At 56.1% G+C, this 18,455-nt stretch carries 17 protein-coding genes; 9 read left to right on the top strand and 8 right to left on the bottom strand.

The features are described 5' to 3' along the window. Positions 1 to 73 precede the first annotated feature (73 nt). A complete protein-coding gene (locus AU511_RS03170) occupies positions 74 to 322 on the bottom strand; it encodes a GlsB/YeaQ/YmgE family stress response membrane protein (RefSeq protein WP_094099902.1) in 249 nt (82 codons plus the stop codon). 451 nt (positions 323 to 773) lie between these two features. Between AU511_RS03170 and AU511_RS03165 the strand changes: the two genes are divergently transcribed. Beyond that, positions 774 to 2,045: an acyltransferase family protein gene (locus AU511_RS03165; RefSeq protein WP_094108741.1), complete on the top strand. Its 1,272-nt coding sequence runs from the start codon at positions 774 to 776 to the stop codon at positions 2,043 to 2,045. Positions 2,046 to 2,267: 222 nt separating this feature from the next. Then, the gene (locus AU511_RS03160; protein ID WP_094099930.1) at positions 2,268 to 3,329 is read left to right on the top strand and encodes a DUF481 domain-containing protein; all 1,062 of its coding nucleotides are present in this window, start codon (positions 2,268 to 2,270) and stop codon (positions 3,327 to 3,329) included. 153 nt (positions 3,330 to 3,482) lie between these two features. On the opposite strand, the gene AU511_RS03155 is transcribed toward AU511_RS03160, so the two are convergent. The 6 genes from AU511_RS03155 to AU511_RS03130 all read right to left on the bottom strand — a co-directional run bounded on the left by AU511_RS03155 (position 3,483) and on the right by AU511_RS03130 (position 9,384). Continuing rightward, positions 3,483 to 5,057 (bottom strand): ABC transporter substrate-binding protein, encoded by a 1,575-nt coding sequence (locus AU511_RS03155; RefSeq protein WP_094108740.1) that lies wholly within the window; start codon positions 5,055 to 5,057, stop codon positions 3,483 to 3,485. Between the two features lie 106 nt (positions 5,058 to 5,163). Next, entirely contained in the window at positions 5,164 to 5,844 is a 681-nt protein-coding gene (locus AU511_RS03150; RefSeq protein ID WP_094108739.1) for an ABC transporter ATP-binding protein, read from the bottom strand. Further along, positions 5,841 to 6,686: an ABC transporter ATP-binding protein gene (locus AU511_RS03145; protein ID WP_094099898.1), complete on the bottom strand. Its 846-nt coding sequence runs from the start codon at positions 6,684 to 6,686 to the stop codon at positions 5,841 to 5,843. The genes AU511_RS03150 and AU511_RS03145 overlap by 4 nt, the downstream gene beginning before the upstream one ends. Further along, positions 6,676 to 7,542, bottom strand: a complete 867-nt coding sequence (locus AU511_RS03140) for an ABC transporter permease (protein WP_094108738.1) — start codon at positions 7,540 to 7,542, stop codon at positions 6,676 to 6,678. The genes AU511_RS03145 and AU511_RS03140 overlap by 11 nt, the downstream gene beginning before the upstream one ends. After that, positions 7,542 to 8,543, bottom strand: a complete 1,002-nt coding sequence (locus AU511_RS03135) for an ABC transporter permease (RefSeq protein ID WP_094108737.1) — start codon at positions 8,541 to 8,543, stop codon at positions 7,542 to 7,544. Before AU511_RS03135 ends, AU511_RS03140 begins: the two co-directional genes overlap by 1 nt. Positions 8,544 to 8,709: 166 nt before the next feature. Next, on the bottom strand, positions 8,710 to 9,384 hold the full coding sequence (locus tag AU511_RS03130) for a gamma-glutamylcyclotransferase (protein WP_094099895.1): 675 nt from the start codon (positions 9,382 to 9,384) through the stop codon (positions 8,710 to 8,712). A gap of 594 nt (positions 9,385 to 9,978) precedes the next feature. Here AU511_RS03130 and chaA point away from each other — a divergent pair. The 6 genes from chaA (at position 9,979) to AU511_RS03100 (ending at position 17,112) form a co-directional block, all read left to right on the top strand. Next, the gene (chaA, locus tag AU511_RS03125; RefSeq protein ID WP_094099894.1) at positions 9,979 to 11,082 is read left to right on the top strand and encodes a sodium-potassium/proton antiporter ChaA; all 1,104 of its coding nucleotides are present in this window, start codon (positions 9,979 to 9,981) and stop codon (positions 11,080 to 11,082) included. Positions 11,083 to 11,433: 351 nt separating this feature from the next. Continuing rightward, entirely contained in the window at positions 11,434 to 13,149 is a 1,716-nt protein-coding gene (gene dauA, locus AU511_RS03120) for a C4-dicarboxylic acid transporter DauA (RefSeq protein ID WP_094099893.1), read from the top strand. A gap of 203 nt (positions 13,150 to 13,352) precedes the next feature. Continuing rightward, positions 13,353 to 14,084: a two-component system response regulator RstA gene (rstA, locus tag AU511_RS03115; protein ID WP_094108736.1), complete on the top strand. Its 732-nt coding sequence runs from the start codon at positions 13,353 to 13,355 to the stop codon at positions 14,082 to 14,084. Continuing rightward, complete coding sequence (rstB, locus tag AU511_RS03110; RefSeq protein ID WP_094108735.1) at positions 14,081 to 15,436, top strand: two-component system sensor histidine kinase RstB; 1,356 nt, start codon at positions 14,081 to 14,083, stop codon at positions 15,434 to 15,436. Before rstA ends, rstB begins: the two co-directional genes overlap by 4 nt. Positions 15,437 to 15,510: 74 nt before the next feature. Further along, positions 15,511 to 15,858, top strand: coding sequence for an acid resistance repetitive basic protein Asr (gene asr / locus AU511_RS03105; RefSeq protein ID WP_094108734.1), 348 nt, complete (start codon positions 15,511 to 15,513; stop codon positions 15,856 to 15,858). Positions 15,859 to 16,296: 438 nt separating this feature from the next. Then, positions 16,297 to 17,112 carry a trypsin-like serine peptidase gene (locus AU511_RS03100; protein ID WP_094108733.1) on the top strand — a complete coding sequence of 272 codons (816 nt, stop codon included), beginning with the start codon at positions 16,297 to 16,299 and terminating at the stop codon, positions 17,110 to 17,112. Here AU511_RS03100 and AU511_RS03095 read toward each other — a convergent pair whose 3' ends face one another. Beyond that, a complete protein-coding gene (locus AU511_RS03095; RefSeq protein ID WP_094099888.1) occupies positions 17,113 to 17,436 on the bottom strand; it encodes a hypothetical protein in 324 nt (107 codons plus the stop codon). A gap of 159 nt (positions 17,437 to 17,595) precedes the next feature. Between AU511_RS03095 and AU511_RS03090 the strand changes: the two genes are divergently transcribed. Next, on the top strand, positions 17,596 to 18,438 hold the full coding sequence (locus tag AU511_RS03090; protein ID WP_094108732.1) for an EcsC family protein: 843 nt from the start codon (positions 17,596 to 17,598) through the stop codon (positions 18,436 to 18,438). Positions 18,439 to 18,455: the final 17 nt, after the last annotated feature.

Below are 18,455 nucleotides of genomic sequence, written 5' to 3'. Positions count from 1 at the left end.
AAGGAGGGGGAATAAAGGTACAGAGGTTATTTTATGTCCGCACCTGTCAGATGCGGACAACGATCGCTATAGGCTAACTGCGGATTTTACGATAGATCCAAAGCACCACCAGTGAACCGATAACAGCCACGATGAAGCTGCCGAAATTGAAACCGTCTACGCGGCCATAGCCGAAGAAGGTACTGATATACCCGCCGACAACCGCGCCGATTACGCCCAGCAGTACCGTCATGAAGAAACCGCCGCCATCATTTCCCGGCATGATCCACTTGGCGAGGAAACCCGCGATCAAACCGAAGATAACCCATGAAAGAATGCCCATACCTACCTCATCTAGTTAGTGACTGACCTGTTTGCCCATTAAAAAGGATCGCAGCGTAATGGTTGATTAACCATCGCAATTCGAAACCGAGGTTAAGTATAGTCAAAATTTCACGTTGTACCGCCCAATACATCCGACTGCTGGTTTGTTGACCGCCCTCTGTTTTCCAAGGACTTCACGTCGCCGGAACAGGCGGAAAAGTTACATACCATCACAAATAAACGACTAGACCGAAATGCCTTTTTATTGGTTAATAGCGTCCAAGCAGTCAGGTGTCATTCACCCGCGCAATCCCTTTTAGCTGTAACGTCTCAACCACGGTGATAAGGATGCTTAGCGTTGTATCCAAAGCATTTATCGCCCGATTCCTACATATATTTCCGCATTCTTTTCCTAAACTGAGTCAATTGTACTGATTAAAACCTGGCAGCCAGGCATACGGAGGATAGAGATGAAAGTCAGTAAAGAGCGGTTTATCGGACTCGAATGGCTCCGTTTTCTGCTGGGATGTTACGTTATGGTCTACCACACGCTGCACGTCTACCCTCAGCGATTCAACATCCCGTTTCTGGATGAATTGACCAGTATGGGGTTCTTTGCGACCAGCACCTTCTTTGTGTTGTCCGGCTTTTTACTCGCCCACGTGTATATTCGGGACGGTCAGCTACGTGAACCGGCCCGACGATTTATGGCTAAGCGTCTATTCAATCTCTACCCCATTCACATCATCGGCCTTATCAGCTCAATTTTGGTCGTCATGTTGATGCAGTGGCTGGCGATTCCACCGGAAGGTCAGGTCGCCAGCGCGCGGTTCGTGATTTATGACAGTAACCAGCCCGGAGTCGATCCGGCCACGCTGCGTCACTATATGGATAACGCCCAACTCACGTTCAACAGCCTGTTACAACTGTTATTACTACAGGCGTGGAACCCTTATTTTCTAACCTTTAATGCGCCGTTGTGGTCGCTATCCACCCTGTTCTTCTTCTATCTGCTGTTTCCGTTGCTGGCGCCCCGTCTGATGAATAGCCACTACCCGCGCCGTTGGCTGGCGTTCATCTTCGTACTCTATCTTTTGCCTGCAGTATGGGTGGTCTGGCACAAACTCTACGGCATGCCGTATACCGGTCTGCTGCAACGCGGCCCAATTTTCCGGCTGCCCGAGTTTCTGGCGGGGATCCTCGGTTATGCGATTTTTCGACAGTACAAAGACGGTGTCGTCCCCGCGTTAACAGCGCGGCAGCGCAGAGGGCTGGTGGCTTTTATTGTGGTCTGTTTCGTCATCGCCACCGTTCTGTTTACCCGTGGCAGAGCGCACTGGTATTTCCTGCTGCACAACGGACTTTTACTGCCCTCGCAGGTCCTGCTAGTCTGTCTGTCGGCGCAAGCCCGCGACCCTGGCAGCGAGATGATCAGGAAATGGTCCCCGCGACTGGGTGCCGCGTCGTTGTCTATCTTTGCGCTGCATGTACCATTATTTAATCTTTACCGCACGCTCGAACAGCTGGTCCGGGCCAACCCCATAAGCTGCTTCGGCAACTGGTCTCAGTGCGTGACTACGGCGGGTCAAGTACAGCTTTCGATGACCGGTTACGGCATTTTCCTATTAACGACGGTGGCGCTGTGCGTCATATTTCAGGAACAGGTTGTGGTGCGGATACGTAATGCGCTGACAAACCGCTTTCTGAACCGTCGACTCACTGAGTCGAGCAGCGCAGCTTAATCGTTTCGCCGTGGGAAGCATGGGCTTTCCACACGATTATATCGGTAAATCATTAATGACCTCGGTTATAACGATTTACATTCTAATTGATACTTACTTATGCCTAGAGACACGGCTCGTTTCCTGTTAATGTTTGCGGCGCCGGTTAACAACCGGTGTTCTAACGGCCGAACGTCTCAAGGACGTCTTTCACCTTCAGTCACCATTTGTTTATCTCACAACATGACATATTCCAAATTTGCACTATCCACTCTCGGCCTGTACGTCGGCCTGACTGTCGCGGGTGTTTCCACCAGTTACGCCGCCGATACCCTCTGGCTCACCAATGGTGACAAAGTCACCGGACAGATTACTTTGCTGGACAGCGGCAAGCTGTTTATCAAAACGGACTATGCCGATACGCTGTCCGTTTCCTGGGATAAAGTCAAAACCTTCCAGACCGACCACGCGATGGTCATTCAGGGCCACCGGTACGAAGAAGGTGTGCTCTACCCGGCCATTAAACCGGCGGAAACCCGCGGGATTGTGGTCCAGAAGCCGCTGAGCGAGGGCAGCAATCAGTCAGGAACGGCGAACGAAGGCACGCTGGCGCTGAGCGACATCAACTCTATGATCATTCCTAAGCCCCTGGTGCAGGACCTCTCTTGGAAAGGCAACATTGATGCCGGCTTTTCACACAAGAAAAGCTCGACGACCACCAACAATCACGATGTGGTGTTGAGCACCAAACTCCTGCACGGTACGTGGCGTCATAACTTGGATGCGGGCTACCACATGGCCGAGGAAGACGACGTCGACAGCACCAAAAACGTCGGAGGCGAATATGCGCTGGACAAATTCATCGACGAGAACTGGTTCTGGCAGGGCCGCTACCAATACAAACGCGACTGGGTGGAAGAAATTAAGATCAGCCGCGCGATCGGTACGGGTCCGGGTTATCAGTTCTGGGATAACGATTTGGGCGCCTTCTCTGTCACCGCGCTGGTGAGCAGCCAGCAGTTCGTTTATCAGGAAGACGGCCAGGACGATTTCTTCGCCGGTGCGCTGAAATGGGACTACAGCCGTTACTTCTCTGGTAAGAAAACGCAGCTCTTCACCACGGGCGAAGTCGGACGCTCCTTCGACAACACCACCAAGCTGTACTTCAAAGCGGGTGCCGGTCTGCGCTACAAGCTCACCAACTGGTCTTCCGTCAGCATGCAGGTGGCGCGCAATCGGACGCAAAGCGTTCAGGGCAACGTCAACGATACCCTGTACTCTCTGGGTCTGGGCGTCGGCTGGTAAGGCCACTCGTTCCTCGCTATCGCGAGAGTCCCTTCTGCTAGCGACATAAAAAAACCATCGGCCTTGCGGTCGATGGTTTTTTCTTTTGCGGCTCGCTCACCGAGTTAGGGATGTCTGTCCCCGCGTTGGAGTACGCCGGGAAGGCTTGCCGCCCTACTTGGCAATGTCATCGTAATACAACATGGAGTTGGCCAGACTTTGTTTCACGTCCTTCAGATTGTCGCGCACCGCCACGAGACGCATGCCTTGAAGCGCCACCACGAACGGAGAACGCTCACGAATCTCCTGCTGTAACGTTTGGTACAACGCTTGGCGCTTCTCACGATCGCGCTCGGCCGCTGCTGCCTGCGTCTGCCGGCTGAGCGCCGGAATATCCCAACCCACGCGCCAGGCCAGCGTTTTCGGGCCATTTGGCACGTTATAGGCAAAGGTGCTGGCATTCGTATTCGGGTCAATGTAGTCCGGGCCCCAATAAACAAATATTGACTGGAAATTACGCGAGCGCATTTTTGTCCACAGCTCGCTTTCCACCACCGGCTGTATGTCGATATGGATGTCGGCTTGGGCAAAACTGGCCTGTAGCGCCTGTGCGATATCCGTGTACGGCGGCTGATTGATCACGGTAAGCGCAAAGCGAGTGCCCGGTTTAATGCCGGCATCGCTGAGGATTTTCTTCGCTTTATTGACGTCCAGCTTGAAGGGTTGGTCTTTCGCCGCGCCATCAAACCCTTCCGGCAGGAAGTTTTGATGGACGATAAACTGACCATTGAGCAGATTTTTCGAGATCCCTTCATAATCCACCAACCAACGGGCCGCTTGCCAAAAGGCAGGGTTACCCAGCGTCGGCGCCCGTTTATCCTGCGTGTTGAAGCCGAGATAGTAGATTTTACCGCCCGGCGAGGTGCTGATGCTGACGCCCGGCTGATTCGCCAGCGCGCTGAACTGATCCGCGCCCAGATCGTACGCCACGTCGGCATCGCCCTGAATCAACAGCAGGCGACGCGCGCCCGGATCGGCCACGTCCTTCAAAATGACCTGCTTGAGCTTCGGCTGTTTCACGCCGTGCGGGTTGGCTGTCAGCACCAGCGCCTGCTGAGGAATATAGTTGCGGAGCTGATAGGCGCCGCTCCCCGCTGAGTGACTTTTCAACCAGCCGCTGCCGAAATCATCGCCGACGCTATGGCTGGACACCACTTTGCTATCGACGATAGAGGCCACGCCGGAGGACAACAGCCGGAGCGCCAGATCGCTGCCGATATCCGCCGGCCAGCGGACCTCCAGCTGATGGTCATCCCGCTTTTTAAACTGCGCATCCACGTTTTCCGGCTGCCAGCCCAGCTCGTTTAAAATAAACGCCGGCGTTTTGTTCATCTTCACCGCCCGAGTGAACGAGTAAATCACGTCGTCTGCCGATACCGGGTTGCCGGAGGCAAAGGTGGCTTTCGGATCCAGCGTGAAGATCAAACTGCGTCCGTCCGCGCCGACCTGCCAGGATGTCGCCAGGTCGGGGTTGATCTGAGTCGGGTTAACGCGATCGCTTTTCACCAGCGCCTGATACAGCGCATCTAGCGAACTGGTACTGACCGTTTCAAAACTCTCCGCAGGATCCAGGCTGATAATTCCGTTGAGGGAAATCGCCACCACGAGCGTATTCGGCGGTGTCGCCGCTCGCAGCGATGGACTGGCGAGTAAAACCGTCGCCAGGATAACAGGAAGCCACTTTTTCATAATGTCTCCATGACACAAGTTCAATGTTGGATAGAGTCTAGAGAAAAGACCGGTTATAACGCTAATGGCATAAAATGCTTTGATATAACCGTTCACGATAATCTCATCAGCCCATCAGCAGACGCCCCTGCGACATGGCCGCGGCGCGGTCGCACAGATGGTCGATCACGTTGCCGTCATGGCTGACCAATATCAGGGTCAGGTCGCCCGCCGATTTCAGTTCGTTCAGCAGGTTGAGAATTTCGGCCTGTACCGACATATCCAGCGCCGACGTGGGCTCATCCAACAGCAACAGCTCCGGTTCAAGCAGCAGCGCCCGGATGATCGCCACCCGCTGACGCTGGCCGCCAGAAAGCTGATGCGGATAGCGATCCAACAGCGTCAACGGCAAGTCGACGCGCTGAAAAGCGCGTTCAATCCGCCCGTCGATATCCGTTTCCCTGCGTAGTTTTAGCGGCTCGGACAGCGTGCGCTTCAGACGATGGCGCGGATGCAGAGAAGCAAACGGATCCTGAAAGACCATCTGTACCCGACGGCGCAGTTCTCCCGTAAAAGTATGGCGCGGTTTCACAGGCTGACCGAGCAACGTCATCTCGCCCTGCCAATGCAGATTCAGGCCCGCCAGCGCCCACAGCAACGACGATTTGCCGCAACCGGACGGGCCGACCAGCCCGAAACATTCGCCGCGCGAAATGGTCAGATCGACTTCGTGAACAACCTGATTGACGTGTCCCCCCTGCGGGTGAGACACGCTTAAATGACGAAGACACACAGCATCACGACTCATGACAACGACTCCAGCAACGCGCGATCCAATACTGGCAATACCTGACCCCGGGTGTGTTTACCCGGCTGACAGTTCCACAACGTTCGGGTATAGGGGTGAGTGGCCTGCGGTAAATCCTCCGCCGCCAGGGCATCCATCAATCGCCCTTTGTACATCACCAGCACCCGTTCGCAGTGTCGCGCCACCTGCGGTAAATCATGGCTGATCAACAACAGTCCCATATTGCGTTCTTCCACCAGCCGGTCAATCAGCGACAGCACCTGATCGCGTCGCTCATGGTCAAGGGCAGACGTCGGCTCATCGGCGATCAGCAGCTCCGGTTCAGTGATCAGCGCAATGGCCAACATGACGCGCTGTCCCATTCCGCCGGAAAGCTGATGCGGGTACTGCTTATACAACCGTTTCGGTTCCGCCAACCCGACGGCGTCAAGCATATCCAACACCTTTTCGCGTCGTTCGCGCGCCGGGAGCGAAGTATGCAGTTTCAGCGGCTCTTCCACCTGCCAGCCGACCTGACGCATCGGGTTCAGCGCATGTTTCGGGTCTTGTAATACCATCGACACCCGGTCGCCGCGCCATTGACGCCATTGGCTTTCGCTCAACGAAGCCAGCGACTGGCCGTTCATCACGACATCGCCGCTGCGAATTCGGCATGCGGACGGCAGCAACCCCATCAGCGATTTGGCCGTCAGCGATTTGCCGGAACCAGATTCGCCGACCAGCGCGACGCGCTCCCGGCCCAGACGAAACGATAAGGGATGCACCAGCAGCGTGTCGGGGTCGTCCGCCAATCCAATGGACAGCTGGTTGACATCCAGCAACGTGGTTTCACTATTTTTCATGTCGCGGGTCCAATTTGTCGCGCAGGCCGTCGCCCAGCAGGTTGAATGTCAGGCTGGCGAACAAGATTGCGCCGCCCGGCGCGGCCGCCACCCACCATTGGTCGAAAATGACTTTGCTGCCTTCCGCGACCATGGAGCCCCATTCGGCGGTTGGCGGCTGTACGCCCATACCCAGAAAGCCCAGTCCGGCGGCGGCAAGGATAATGCCGCCCAGACTTAACGCGGCGCGTACCACCGCGCCGGGCAAACATAGCGGCAATATGTGTCCACTCATCAGCCGCAGGCCGGTAATGCCTTGCATACGGGCAGCGGCCAAATAGTCGCTGCGGCGCAGCGCCAGCGTCTCAGCGCGGGCCTGACGGGCGAACTGCGGCCAGCTGGTCAGCGCCAGCGCCAAAGCGCCGTTGAGCAGTCCCGGTCCCAGCACCGCCACCATCGCCAGCGCGATCACTAGCCCCGGCAGAGACAGGACGATGTCGGTCAGCCGCATTAGCGCTTTCTCGATCCCGCCGCCGAGATAGCCCGCGCTGATCCCCACCAGCAGCCCGACCGGCACGGTCAGAACCAGGATCAGTGAGACCAGCAGCAATGTCGGCCGAGCGCCATAAAGCACCCGTGATAGCAGATCCCGGCCAAAACCATCCGTTCCCAGCCAGTGTTCGGGCGAAGGCGGCAGCAGGCGCTGGGTGATGGACTGCGCATTCGGGTCAAACGGCGCCAGCCACGGGGCAAACAGCGCGAGCAAGATCAACAGGACCAGGAGAACGCCGCCGATATTTAGACTGTTAACGGCAGGCCAGAGAGTTCGTCGGGCGCGCGGCTGCGAGCGCAGTCCCTTTAAGAGTGTCAATCGCATCATCGTGTCCGAGGGTCGATCAGGTAAATCAGCGCATCGGCTAGCGCATTCATCAGGATAAAGCACAGGCCAATAAGGAGAGTGGAGCCTAAAATGGCGGGGATGTCCGCGCCAAACAGCGCCGTCGTCAGATAACGTCCCACGCCAGGCCATGAGAAGACCGTTTCGGTCAGCACCGCGCCCTCAAGCAGGCTGGCATAAGACAGCATCAGCACGGTGACCATGACGCCGCGAATATTCGGCAGGACATGGCAAAGTAAGATCCGCAGTTGCCCGGCCCCTTTGGCGCGAGCCAGCAAAACATACTCTTTATGGCATTCATCCAACATGGCCGCCCGCAGCAGTCGGGTGATGCCCGCCATGGACAGCAGGCCCAGCACGCTGGCGGGTAGCCACAGATGCCGAATGGCGTTACGGAACATCTCCGGATCGCCGCTGAACCAGGTATCGATCAGCACAAATCCCGTACGTGACTCCATCGTGTATTGATAGATATCGTCCAATCGTCCCGGTCCGCCGGCCCAATGCAGGACCGCGTAAAACAGCAGCAAACTCAACAATCCCAGCCAGAAAATGGGGACGGAATAACCCACCAGCGAGAACATTCGCACCGCATTGTCCAGTGCGCTGCCGGGCTTCAACACCGACAACAGCGCCAGGGTCACGCCAAAGACGAATCCGATGATGATGGCGCAGGTCGCCAGCTCGAACGTCGCGGGGAACGCCCGCATCAAATCATCGAAGACCGGCTGAGACGTACTGCGGGAAATGCCGAGATCGCCGTGAGCGAGCGCCGTCAGGTAATGCCAGAACTGCACCCATAGCGGTTGGTCCAGCCCCAACTGCTGCCGAACTTGCAGGTAGGTCGCCTCGCTGGCGCGGTCGCCGGCTATTTGCAGCGCCGGGTCGATAGGCGCCAGATGAGTCAGTAAAAAAGTGAACAGCAGAAGCCCCAGCAGCGTGACGGCCAGCGCCAGTAGACTGCTTAGCCCCCTGCCCATTCGTTGCCACCCGGCCTGGAGGTGTTCATGAATTGTCCGCACTGCCTAATCCCTCATTTGCCGAGCAAAAAATAAGGCCCGGAGTGTAGGCGAGATGACAAAAGCGTATGAAATTATATTCAGCAATATAAATATAACTATAAGTTATATAACGGCGTTAGGAGGGTTATTCGCGAGCGGGTGACACGTCCAATAGCTCCCTTACCCGCTGCGCCAGCGCAATCAGATTGTCGTCCGGCATACCATAATGCTGAAGCTCACGTTCCAAGGAGAAAAGGTATTGCGCATTTGTGCCCAGCGGCCCTCGGGCGCGGGCGATTAGCGGCGCCACACGCTGAATGCAGGTGTCCTGTTCCAATAATGGATGGTCAGGATTGATGACGAAAACCAGCGCGGTAAGGTAGCCCCCTTCGGCGCACTCCAGCTCACACCATAGTGGGCGATAGCAACCGGTCAGCATCTCCCGTTTCCACAGCAGCTCAAGCTCTTCGCGCACGCGCTCTTCCGGTAAACGATAGGCCAGACCGGTCGTTTCACCGCCCGGCTTGAGTCCAAGCATTCTGCCGGGTTGTGCGATAGTGCCCCGCCCTGCGGTAAGGCGTAAGCAGAACGCGCGCTGCCACCCTTTGAGCGTAGCGAGACAGCTGTCTGTCGCATCAAACGCCGGGTTCCACATGAGCGAGCCGTAGCCAAAAATCCACACGCCCTCATGGTTGGGGCGACAGGATAAAGTGGTTTCCAGAGAGTCAGCTCGCTGCTGCGGGGTAAGCAATAAATGTTCTTCGATGTGGCCGAACGACGTCCGGCAATCGGCTTTCCGTAAAAAATCACGCGTTAACACAAGTTTTTTTTCCTCACCCCTTTAATGCTGTCGTGCCGAATGGCGTCGCCCGGCTATTCTGAACGATCATGAACCGTACAATCAACGCGCACGTTGATTATTTTGCCGCCGCGTCGGAAACGTTCTCCTTGCAGACCAATTTGCTCAACATCATGAAGTACCGTGGTAATTTTCTGTTTTTTTGTTCTGGGAAAAAGCCATCATACTTGCAGGGGAAATCACTTCGTGCGGTCTCACGGGTGACGTCAGTATGCCGTTCCACCTACGCTCGAAAATGAAAACTTAATTAAATCCGCTTCTTACGCTCTTTTTCATCGGTTGGTTTGTAAATATCACCATAATATGCTCATAAATTGCTCGCGGAAAGTGATTAAATAGTGACTGGTTGTAGCAATTTCGTTTATTATTAGAGAGATAAAAGTAAAAAATATAAAAATAATATATTCAGATATCTTTTTGCAGAAAATGCATAGCTAGAGTCACAAATCAGGGCTTTTAGCGGCGCTTGGTGCTTGGCATGGCGATTATTCCATAACGACGTTATACGTTATTTCTAACAGCAGGCTCGCTACACAAATTAAGGAACCTTCAAGAATGACCTCATCCGCCGAAACGGTAAAAACCCGTCATCATGAATATACGCTCGTTCTTCCCCTCGTAACGCTACTGGTGCTGGTGATGTGGGGCGACACCGCCAGTCTGGGGGCGATCATTGCCATTAACGCCCTGGCGCTGGTTGGGATCCTGTCCAGCGCCTTCAGCGTTGTCCGTCATGCGGACGTGCTGGCCCACCGTCTGGGAGAACCCTTTGGATCGCTGATTCTCAGCCTGTCCGTCGTCATTCTGGAAGTCAGTCTGATCTCTGCCCTGATGGCGACCGGCGATGCCGGCCCGCATCTGATGCGCGACACGCTCTACTCCATCATCATGATCGTCACCGGCGGGCTGGTGGGATTCGCCCTGATTCTGGGCGGACGTAAATTTGCCACGCAGTACGTCAATTTGGGCGGCATCAAGCAGTATCTGATGGCGATTATTCCCTTGGCCGTCCTGGTGTTGGTGTTTCCCGCCGCGCTACCGGCAGGCAACTTTTCCGTCTCGCAGTCGCTGATCATCGCGCTGATCTCGGCGGTGATGTACGGCGTCTTCCTGAAAATTCAAACCCGCACTCACCAAAGTCTGTTCGTCTATGAACATGAAGATGAGAGCGACGGCGAAGGGGATAGCCATCACGGCAAACCGTCGGCCCACAGTTCGCTCTGGCATGCGGTTTGGTTATTGGTTCACCTGGTTGCCGTCATTAGCGTCACCAAAATGGACTCCAAACTTCTGGAGACGCTGCTTGAACGCATGAACGCGCCGTCGCAGTTCACGGGGTTTCTCGTCGCGCTGCTGATTTTGTCGCCGGAAGGTCTGGGCGCCATCAAAGCCGTTCTGCAAAACCAGGTTCAGCGGGCGATGAATCTGTTCTTCGGCTCCGTGCTGGCGACAATCTCGCTGACCGTCCCCGCCGTTACGCTGATCGCGATGATCACGGGCAACACGCTGAACTTCGCGCTGGATATGCCGCACATCGTCGTGATGGTGACCGTACTAGTCCTGTGCCACATCTCATTTTCCACCGGCCGTACCAACGTGCTTAATGGGAGTGCGCATTTGGCGATGTTTGCCGCCTACATCATGACCATCATGCTGTGATCCTATTCTGAAAGGGCATCGAAGCAAGACGCCGATGCCCTTTCAACCCGCATGCAAGCTTCCTCCTGCATTTTCCCCCTCTTCTCCCCGAACCCGCGCTCAATGCGCATTCTTGAACCTCCAGGGGTTAGGGCATCAGCTCGGACGGTAAGCCTTTTTTTAAACATTTAATCCATTACCTGTGGAGTAGGTTCAAAGGTTCCGCTTGGAACCGAAAGGTAATACAGAATGCTTTTCTATTGATTTACATCTGGATCTTCGCCGAACAATGGGCGTATCGTAATACTTTAACCCGCGACGGGCCTCCTGCCGACCCGCCATCTGTTTTCATTTTGTTGGTCCTAGTCTTAGATGAAATCATACCTATTTAACGGCATTAAACCGTTTAGCGCGTTTATTGACGCCTGCTGGCGGGAAAAATACACGTTCAAACGTTTTTCCCAAGACTTTATCGCCGGTATCACCGTCGGCATTATCGCAATTCCTCTGGCGATGGCGTTGGCAATTGCCAGCGGCGTGCCCCCTCAATTCGGTCTATATACGGCCGCGGTCGCCGGCCTGATCACCGCATTATGCGGTGGTTCGCGCTATAGCGTATCCGGCCCCACGGCGGCTTTCGTCGTCATTCTCTATCCGGTTTCCCAGCAGTATGGCCTCTCTGGCCTGCTGATTGCGACGCTGCTTTCCGGGGTCTTCCTGCTGGTGCTTGGACTCTGTCGTATGGGGAGGCTAATCGAATATATTCCGGTCTCGGTCACGCTGGGCTTCACCTCCGGTATCGCCATCACCATCGCCACCATGCAGGTGAAAGACTTCTTCGGCCTGACTATCCCGGCGATGCCGGAGCATTACGTCGGCAAAGTGCTAGCGCTGGGCAGCGCGTTGCCATCCATGCATTTGGGCGACACGCTGATCGGTATTGTCACGCTGGCCGTGCTGGTGATTTGGCCCAAGCTCGGCATCCGCCTGCCCGGCCATCTGCCCGCGCTGCTGGCGGGGACGCTGGTGATGGGGCTGCTGTCGCTGCTGGACATTCACGTCGCCACTATCGGTTCACGTTTCAGCTACCTGCTGGCTGACGGTACGGCGGGACACGGTATTCCGCCGATCCTGCCTCAATTCGTCCTGCCGTGGAATATGCCGGGGAGCGACGGTAGCATCATGCCGTTGAGCTGGAGCACCATTTCCGCGCTGCTGCCCGCCGCCTTCTCCATGGCGATTCTCGGCGCGATTGAGTCCCTGCTTTGCGCCGTGGTGTTAGACGGGATGACCGGACGTAAACACAACTCCAACACCGAGCTGATCGGTCAAGGCATCGGCAACATCGTAACCCCGTTCTTCGGGGGGATTACAGCCACGGCGGCTATCGCCCGTTCCGCCGCCAACGTCCGAGCCGGCGCCACGTCGCCGATTTCCGCCGTGGTGCATGCGCTGTTGGTGATCCTGGCGCTGTTGGTGCTGGCGCCGTGGCTGTCTTATCTGCCGCTGGCGGCGATGGCCTCACTCTTGCTGCTGGTCGCTTGGAACATGAGCGAAGCGCACAAAGTTATCGACTTGATGCGTCGCGCGCCGAAAGACGACATTATCGTGATGGTGCTGTGCCTGGCATTGACGGTGCTGTTCGATATGGTGATTGCGATTACCGTCGGCATCGTTCTCGCATCTATCCTGTTCATGCGCCGGATAGCGAAAATGACACGTCTCAGCGAACTGCCCGCCACGGTACAAGGGCAGCGCCTGGTGATTCGCATCAACGGCCCGCTATTCTTTGCCGCCGCCGAGCGTATCTTCGGCGAGCTGCTGGTTCGCAGCAACGAGTACCAGACCATCGTCCTGCAATGGGACGCTGTACCGGTCCTGGATGCGGGCGGACTGAACGCGCTCTTGCGCTTCACCGAACTGCTGCCGCCTGAAAAGCGGCTGGTGATTACCGACATTCCGTTCCAGCCGTTAAAAACGCTGGCCCGCGCCAACGTGGTGCCGATAGAAAACCGCCTGGTGTTCTATCCGTCACTGGATCTTGCGCTCGAAGCGACGCCAACGACGCCGCTTCCACTGACAGCCTGATCGCTGTCTTCCCTTCACCGGCCAGCCCTAAAACTGGCCGGTTTCTTCACCCTCATCCCGCTATCACTCACTCTGAATACCCTTTTTCTGCTCACCGGCTTCCATCTGGTCGAGGGCTTTTAACACCCGCTTACGCTTGACACATGGTGACAAAAGGTGACGCGCGCTATGCTGTAGCCGATTAACAAAAAGAGTTCGACGGTATGTATAAGATTGTTTTTGTTGAAGACGATCCCGAAGTGGGAAAACTGATTGCCGCCTATCTGGGCAAACACGATATTGATGTGCGCATTGAGCCGCGCGGCGATAACGCCTTGGCGGTAATCGAGCAGAATAAACCCGATCTGGTTTTGCTGGATATCATGCTGCCGGGCAAAGACGGAATGACGCTGTGCCGCGAGCTGCGCCCTTGTTTCTCTGGCCCCATCGTGCTGCTGACCTCACTGGACAGCGACATGAACCATATTCTTGCGCTGGAAATGGGCGCCGACGACTACATTCTGAAAACCACGCCTCCCGCCGTACTGCTGGCGCGTCTGCGTCTGCACTTCCGCCAGTACGCCACCCCGCCCCAGCCGACGCTGGACACCAGCGCAACAGTACAGGTACACAAGTCGCTAAACTTCGGTCTGCTGTGTATTGATCCGGTGAATCGTCAGGTTATGCTGGCCGGCGAGGACATCACCCTGTCGACGGCCGATTTCGACCTGCTGTGGCAGCTGGCTACCCACGCCGGACACATCATGGACCGCGATGCGCTGCTCAAAAACCTGCGCGGCGTCAGCTACGATGGCATGGATCGCAGCATCGATGTGGCCATCTCCCGCCTGCGCAAGAAACTGTACGATACGGCGCCGGAGGCGGTGCGAATCAAAACCATCCGTAACAAAGGTTATCTGTTCGCGCCCAACGCCTGGGAGACCCACGCGCCATGAAAAAACTGTTCATTCAGTTCTTTCTTTTGTTGTTCGCCAGCTTTCTGGTCATGACCCTGCTGGTCGGGTTGGTCTACAAAGCCACGGCAGAACGCGCGGGACGTCAATCGATGGACGACCTGATGAAAAGCTCGCTCTATCTGATCCGCAACGAACTGCGCACCCTGCCGCCGCGCGAGTGGCACAAAACCCTCAGTCAGATGGACCTCAATCTGTCGTTCAAAATGCACATCGAGCCGATGAATAAATACAAGCTCAGCAACAAGGCGCAACAGCGCCTGACGCAGGGCGAAATCATCGCACTGGATGACGAATACACGTTCATACAGCGCATTCCCCGCAGTCACTATGTGCTGGCGGTCGGCCCGATCCCCTACCTGTTTTTCCTGCACGAAATGCGGTTGCTGAACCTGCTGATGCTGGTCCTCATCGGGCTTTCTCTGGCGCTGCCGGTCTTTTTATGGATACGGCCGCACTGGAAGGCGATGTTGCAATTGGAAAACGCGGCGCAGCGGCTCGGTGACGGTCATCTGGAGGAGCGCACCCACTTCGATAATACGTCCAGCCTCTTTCGTCTGGGCGTGGCGTTCAACCTGATGGCAGACAACCTCAATCGGCTGATCGCCAGCAAAAAACAGCTTATTGACAATATCGCGCATGAACTACGCACGCCGCTGGTGCGTCTGCGTTATCGTCTCGCGATGAGCGAAAACCTGCCGGAAGACGAGCAAGAGGCGCTTAATCGGGATATCGGCCAGTTAGAGTCTCTCATTGACGAACTGCTGACCTACGCCCGGCTGGACCGCCCTCAGGTGACGTTGCATCTTGAAGAGATCGATCTTTCCCAGTGGCTGGAGCAGCGGATAGCAGACTTTCGTCTGGTCCATGCCGACAAGAGGCTGGAGCTGAACGCGCCCCGCCATCAGCACTTCGGCTACGTGGACCTGCGACTGATGGAGCGCGTGCTGAATAATCTGGTCAATAACGCGCTGCGCTTCTCCCAACATAGCATTCGCGTGGGACTGACGCGCGATCGCGGCTTCGCCTGTCTCCAGGTAGAGGATGATGGCCCCGGCATTGCCCCCCAGGACCGGGAGAGCATCTTCGAGCCATTCGTGCGGCTGGAAGCGGGAATTGAGAACAGCAGCGGCGGCTGTGGGCTGGGGCTGGCTATCGTCCACGCGATTGTTCGCGCCTACGGCGGCACTATTCGCGCGGAGTCCAGCACATTAGGCGGCGCCAAAATGACGTTTCTCTGGCCCGTCGTCGCCAGCGCGGCGGCGGCAGACATGTTGGGAGCTAACGTTGTACAAACCGTTACACGCGGAAACCAAACACTCACAGACCGTTAGCGCATCATTCCCTATTCTCCTTACATCGGCCCAACACTGGGGTTCGAACGTAAACGGACAATGAGGAATTGATAATGAATAAAGTATTAGTGATGATCGCTGGCGCAACACTGGGTCTGTCCTCTGTCGCTTTTGCAGCTGACACCACCGCCGCGCCTGCTGCAAACGCACCCACGACAACGACCACCACGCAGACCAAAGCCGAACACGCCAAAAAGCACGTGAAAAAACAGGCGAAGAAAGCAACCGAGCAGAAAGCTCAGGCTACGAAAAAAGCGGCTAAGAAAAAAGCGGTAGCACCGGCCCAGAAAGCTCAGGCCGCCAAGAAAAAACATGTCAAAAAACCAGCGACGCAGAAAGCGCAGGCCGCTAAAAAACACGTGAAGAAAGCCAAAAAAGCCGTAGCAACTCCGGCTGCATAAGTCATCGGTCACGTCCAGCACCAGACTCAATCCCCGCGCGAGCGGGGATCTATTTTGAAATAATGGTCTGATATAGAAATAGATTCCTGCACGAGTGGTTTTATCATGTTGAGTCAAAGGCGCGTTTATCAACCGTCCGGCACCCCATTCAGCGGGCGTCGATTTCATGGAGCCAAGATGATGTTTCGTCGTTACTCCTTTGAAATTGTATTATCGCTTCTGCTCCTCGGCGCGTTGATCATCATGCTGTTTTTTTTCTGACTTTCGATCATTTAATAGCGTTTTCGACACCACGATAGCGCGTTCAGCCCGCCCGTCCGCCAACGCCGAAAACACCGTCGCCCTGCTCAGCTCTGAATTTTTGTACATCGTTTCCAAAATCGGGGAAGTTAACCATACTGTTAACAGAAAATTTTTTTGTTAAAGGCGAATTATTTCATGCGCATATCGGCCTGGCTGCTCTGTTCTATCACCCTGTTGTCGACGGGCGTCAACGCCACCCCGCCCAAAGACGTTCTCCAGCAGCAACGCATTCTGTTCTTTAACCATGATGACCGCGATACCGTACCGGATACCGCGCAATGGCCGTGGCAGGCCATTGGTCAGGTAGAGACCGCTAGCGGCAATCTCTGCACGGCGACGCTGATCTCGCCGCATCTTGCGCTCACCGCCGGACACTGCGTGCTGGCGCCGCCGGGCGTCGCCGACAAGCCGGTGGCGCTGCGTTTTCACGCCACGCCGTCGGGCTGGAAATTTGAAACGCACCAGCTGGAAGCGATGGTTAATAAGCAGCTGGCGAAACAGCTCAAGGCGGACGGCGACGGTTGGATCGTCCCTCCTTCAGCGGCGCCGTTAGACTATGCGTTAATTCGGCTGGAAAAAACGCCGCCGGGCATTGCGCCGCTCCCGCTATGGCAAGGGGATGCGCAGGATCTCAAATCGTCGTTGAAGAAACAGGGCCGCAAGGTGACGCAGGCTGGCTATCCTGAAGATCACCCCGATACGCTGTATCGGCATCAGGACTGCCTTGTCACCGGGTGGAAAAATCAGGCGGTATTGACGCACCGCTGCGACACACTGCCTGGCGACAGCGGCTCGCCGCTGATGCTGAAAACGGGAGATAGCTGGGCGCTGGCGGCGATTCAAAGCTCCGCGCCGGATGCCAGCGAGCGGGATCGTGCGGATAATCAGGCGGTCGCCGTCACGGCCATCCGCCAGTCGCTGGATGTGTTGTCTCAGCGCCCTGCTCCATGATCAGGTTGACGGCAATAGCGGTTGGATGTCCGCTATCTCATGGTGAAGCACCAACGGATCTGAAATCAACCCGAACTGTTCGTCGTCAGGGTAAGTCACAGCCAGCGGGTAGTCTTCCCCCGCAAAAACCTTGATAGCGGACAGGTCTTTCCAGTAGGTCGCCAAAAAAAAGTGCGCATGGGCGCCCTGGCTCATCCGCTGCACTTCCGCGCCGCAGTTGCCCTGAACGCTTCGTGAATGATCGACGCCGGTACGCTGCAAGTGGCGGGCGAATCCCTCCGCATGTTCGAGGGGCACGCAGCCGTGCCAGGTTCTGACTATCATAGAATCCCCCCTCAAGTAAGTAGGTATTCATGCATTTTAAGTGCATTTAAAAACACTCAGCCTATATTGAGTCGCGGCAGATAACAACCGTCTTCACGTTGCAAATTCCAGCATCATTTATTACACCTAGATCACTCTCCGCCATAATGCGAGCTGCTCATGACCCTCATTGAACACCCCGACGATCTGCGTGCGCTCCAGCGGGCCGTCACTCTACTCGAAGCCCCGGCGCTGACGCTGCAAATCGCCGATGCGATCGGAAAGCCGTTGACCTGGAGTCTGGCGAGGCTGCCGCAGAGTCTGCAACGTAAAATACAGCAGAGCGTCCGAGCCGCGCTGCATAAAGCGGTGGATGCCGCGCTCTATACACTGGGAGATGACCCTCACCACGCGCCGTCTCAAGGGCTGCACCGGGTTGCCGCCGCCACGTCCGGCGCGATATCTGGATTCTTTGGGATGGCTGGACTGCTGGTGGAAATGCCCATCAGCACGACCATCATGATGCGCGCGGTGGCGGATATCGCCCGCAGCGAAGGGTTTTCGCTGGCGGATGAAGACGTCAAAAGCGCCTGTGTCGAAGTCTTCGCTCTGGGGGGGCGGGAGAAAACGCTAGACCCGACGGACTCAGGCTATTACGCGTCACGCGCCATTCTGTCCGACATCACTCGTCATGCATCACGCGAGTTGATGGCATTAGTCAGTAAGAAAGGATCGACGCGCACGGTGAGTTCACGCCACGCGGCGTCGATTCTGGCGAAGGTGATTGACGCGGTCGCCGCCCGGTTCGGCGTGACGCTGACGCAGAAAATGGCGGCGCAGATCATACCGGTGATTGGCGCCGCCAGCGGCGCGACCATCAATACGCTCTTCACACGGCATTATCAAAATATGGCCAAGGGGCATTTCACAGTCAAACGTCTGGAGCTGAAATACGGTGAAGAAGAGGTTAAAACGGCCTATCAGGGCATTAAAAACCGGACGCTAGGCCTGCCTGACGCTTAGCGGCGTCCGGTAAGCCG

The organism is Lonsdalea iberica (assembly GCF_002111585.1).
Lineage (GTDB): Bacteria > Pseudomonadota > Gammaproteobacteria > Enterobacterales > Enterobacteriaceae > Lonsdalea > Lonsdalea iberica.
This window is presented reverse-complemented; position numbering and strand designations above follow the sequence as displayed.

Bases quoted from the DNA above. Each gene is read 5' to 3' on its own strand.
- AU511_RS03170 (WP_094099902.1), bottom strand. From the start codon at position 322: ATGGGCATTCTTTCATGGGTTATCTTCGGTTTGATCGCGGGTTTCCTC.
- AU511_RS03165 (WP_094108741.1), top strand. From the start codon at position 774: ATGAAAGTCAGTAAAGAGCGGTTTATCGGACTCGAATGGCTCCGTTTT.
- AU511_RS03160 (WP_094099930.1), top strand. From the start codon at position 2,268: ATGACATATTCCAAATTTGCACTATCCACTCTCGGCCTGTACGTCGGC.
- AU511_RS03155 (WP_094108740.1), bottom strand. From the start codon at position 5,057: ATGAAAAAGTGGCTTCCTGTTATCCTGGCGACGGTTTTACTCGCCAGT.
- AU511_RS03150 (WP_094108739.1), bottom strand. From the start codon at position 5,844: ATGAGTCGTGATGCTGTGTGTCTTCGTCATTTAAGCGTGTCTCACCCG.
- AU511_RS03145 (WP_094099898.1), bottom strand. From the start codon at position 6,686: ATGAAAAATAGTGAAACCACGTTGCTGGATGTCAACCAGCTGTCCATT.
- AU511_RS03140 (WP_094108738.1), bottom strand. From the start codon at position 7,542: ATGCGATTGACACTCTTAAAGGGACTGCGCTCGCAGCCGCGCGCCCGA.
- AU511_RS03135 (WP_094108737.1), bottom strand. From the start codon at position 8,543: ATGGGCAGGGGGCTAAGCAGTCTACTGGCGCTGGCCGTCACGCTGCTG.
- chaA (WP_094099894.1), top strand. From the start codon at position 9,979: ATGACCTCATCCGCCGAAACGGTAAAAACCCGTCATCATGAATATACG.
- dauA (WP_094099893.1), top strand. From the start codon at position 11,434: ATGAAATCATACCTATTTAACGGCATTAAACCGTTTAGCGCGTTTATT.
- rstA (WP_094108736.1), top strand. From the start codon at position 13,353: ATGTATAAGATTGTTTTTGTTGAAGACGATCCCGAAGTGGGAAAACTG.
- rstB (WP_094108735.1), top strand. From the start codon at position 14,081: ATGAAAAAACTGTTCATTCAGTTCTTTCTTTTGTTGTTCGCCAGCTTT.
- asr (WP_094108734.1), top strand. From the start codon at position 15,511: ATGAATAAAGTATTAGTGATGATCGCTGGCGCAACACTGGGTCTGTCC.
- AU511_RS03100 (WP_094108733.1), top strand. From the start codon at position 16,297: ATGCGCATATCGGCCTGGCTGCTCTGTTCTATCACCCTGTTGTCGACG.
- AU511_RS03095 (WP_094099888.1), bottom strand. From the start codon at position 17,436: ATGATAGTCAGAACCTGGCACGGCTGCGTGCCCCTCGAACATGCGGAG.
- AU511_RS03090 (WP_094108732.1), top strand. From the start codon at position 17,596: ATGACCCTCATTGAACACCCCGACGATCTGCGTGCGCTCCAGCGGGCC.